The organism is Pseudonocardia pini, assembly GCF_013870575.1.
Lineage (GTDB): Bacteria > Actinomycetota > Actinomycetes > Mycobacteriales > Pseudonocardiaceae > Pseudonocardia > Pseudonocardia pini.
The window spans coordinates 1-2,404 of record NZ_JACBXB010000814.1 but is presented as its reverse complement, the minus strand read 5'-3'; the positions used below and the strand labels follow the sequence as shown (position 1 = coordinate 2,404).

General features: G+C 72.8%; 1 protein-coding gene and 1 pseudogene. One reads left to right on the top strand and one right to left on the bottom strand.

The features are described 5' to 3' along the window. Positions 1-248 (top strand): annotated as a pseudogene (locus H5J29_RS29375) (NADPH:quinone oxidoreductase family protein); the annotation flags it as partial. A gap of 47 nt (positions 249-295) precedes the next feature. Here H5J29_RS29375 and H5J29_RS29370 read toward each other — a convergent pair. After that, positions 296-2,254 carry a M13 family metallopeptidase gene (locus H5J29_RS29370; RefSeq protein WP_181784225.1) on the bottom strand — a complete coding sequence of 653 codons (1,959 nt, stop codon included), beginning with the start codon at positions 2,252-2,254 and terminating at the stop codon, positions 296-298. Between the last annotated feature and the right edge of the window lie 150 nt (positions 2,255-2,404).

The following is a 2,404-nucleotide window of genomic DNA, read 5'->3' as shown; positions in this document are numbered from 1 at the left end:
CGCGGCTGCCCGCCAACATCGTGCTGCTGCGCAACCGCGCGGTGGTCGGGGTCGACTGGGGGGACTGGGCGCGGGAGGTCGGTGGGCCGGAGGGCAACGCCGAGCTCCTCGCGGACGTCCTCGGCCGGATCGCCCGGGACGAGCTGCACCCGCCGCGCCCCACCGTCGCGCCACTCGCCGAGGCGGGCGCGGTGCTGCGCCGCTACGCCGAGCGCGGCGTCACGGGGAAGTACGTGCTGGTCCCCTGAGGTCGTGAGCGGCGATGGTCGCTATGGCGACCATCGCCGCTCACAGGTCACCAGATGCGGACGCGGGCCTCGGGGGCGGTGTAGAGCGCGTCGGACTCGGCGACGGAGAACGCCTCGTGGAAGGCGTCCAGGTTGGTCACCACGGCGTTGCAGCGCAGGTCCGGCGGGGAGTGCGGGTCGACGGCGAGCCTGCGGACCGCCTCCGCGTCCCGGGTCGCGGCCCGCCACACCTGCGCCCAGCCGACCAGCACCCGCTGCAGCCCGGTGAACCCGTCCAGGACCGGGGCGTCCGAGCCCGCCGTCGCGATCTTGTACGCCTTGATCGCGATGGTCAGGCCGCCGAGGTCGCCGATGTTCTCGCCGACGGTCAGCGCGCCGTTGACCTTGTGCTCGGGCAGGCCGGCGGGGGAGAGCCCGGAGTACTGGTCGATGAGCGCCTTGCTGCGCTGGTCGAACTCCGCCCGGTCCGCGGTCTCCCACCAGTCGGTCATGTTGCCGTCGCCGTCGTAGCGCGAGCCCTGGTCGTCGAACCCGTGCCCGATCTCGTGCCCGATGACCGCGCCGATGCCGCCGTAGTTGGCCGCGTCGTCCGCCTCCGGGTCGAAGAACGGCGGCTGCAGGATCGCGGCCGGGAACACGATCTCGTTCATCCGCGGGTGGTAGTAGGCGTTGACCGTCTGCGGGGTCATCAGCCACTCGTCCTTGTCGACGGGGCCGCCGATCCGCGCGAGGTCGAAGTCGAAGTCCCACTCGGCCGCGCGCAGCATGGTGCCGAGCAGGTCGTCCGCGGACACCGAGAGCGTGGAGTAGTCCCGCCACCTGTCCGGGTAGCCGATCTTCGGCCGGAACTTGCCGAGCTTCTCCAGCGCCCGCTCGCGGGTCTCCGGCGACATCCAGTCCAGTGTGGAGATGCTCTGCCGGTAGGCCTCGACGAGGTTCGCGACGAGCTCGACCATCCGCTCCTTCGACGAGGCCGGGAAATGCCGCTGCACGTAGAGCTTCCCGACCGCCTCGCCGACGGCGCCCTCCACCACGGACACCCCGCGCTTCCACCGCTCGCGCAGCGCGGGCGTGCCGGACAGCGTGCGGCCGTAGAAGTCGAAGTCCTCCTCGACGACGGCGTCCGACAGGTAGTCCGCGCAGGCGGAGGCGACCCGGACCGAGAGCCAGGCCTTCCACTGCTCCAGCGGGAGGTCGCGCCAGAGCCGGGCCGCCGCGAGCACGAACGCGGGCTGCCGCACGACGACCTCGTCGAACGAGCCCTCCGGCGCCCGCAGCGCCGCGTACCAGGGCGCCCAGTCGAACTCGGGCGCGTTGGCCTGCACCGCGGGCCAGGTCATGAGTGTGTAGGTCTTCTCGGCGTCCCGGTTGGTCACCCGGTCCCACGAGATCGCCGCGAGCTGCGTCTCGAGGTCCATGACCGTGGCCGAGACATCCTCCAGCCCGACGAGCGACGCGAGCCTGGCCAGGTGCGTGAGGTAGGCCGCGCGGATCTCGGCGTACTGCTCCTCGCGGTAGTACGACTCGTCCGGCAGGCCCAGCCCGGCCTGCGAGAGGTGCACGAGGTAGCGGGAGGAGTCCTTCGCGTCGGTCCCGACGAAGGCGCCGAACAGCGCGGCCCGGCCCTGTCGCTGCCGCGCGCCGAGCACCGCCGCCAGCTCGGCCTTGTCGGTCGCCGCGGCGATCTCCGCCAGCAGCGGCTGCAGCGGCGCGGTCCCCTGCTCCTCGATGCGTTCGGTGTCCATGAACGCCGCGTAGAGGTCGGCGATCTGGCGGGCCTCGGGGCCCTCGGCGGCGGCCGCGCCCTCGACGATCGCGCGGACGTCCTCCTCCGCCCGGTCGCGCAGGTCGCGGAACGCGCCGTCCTGCGCCCGGTCGTCCGGGATCACGTGGCCTGCCAACCACTTGCCGTTGACGTGCGTGAAGAGGTCGTCCTGCGGGCGGGTCGCGGTGTCGACCCAGCGCAGGTCGAGTCCGCTGCGGGTGCGGTCGTCGGCAATCGTCACCCCGCCATCCTGCCTAACCGGGCTGCCGTGCCGCCATCGGTTCCGCGTACCGGGCCCGGGCCTCCGCGGCGACGGCGAGGGTGCGGCGGTGCGTCGCGAGATCGGTCCGGGTGGGCTGGGTCTGCACGACCAGAGTGGTCGCCCAGGTCA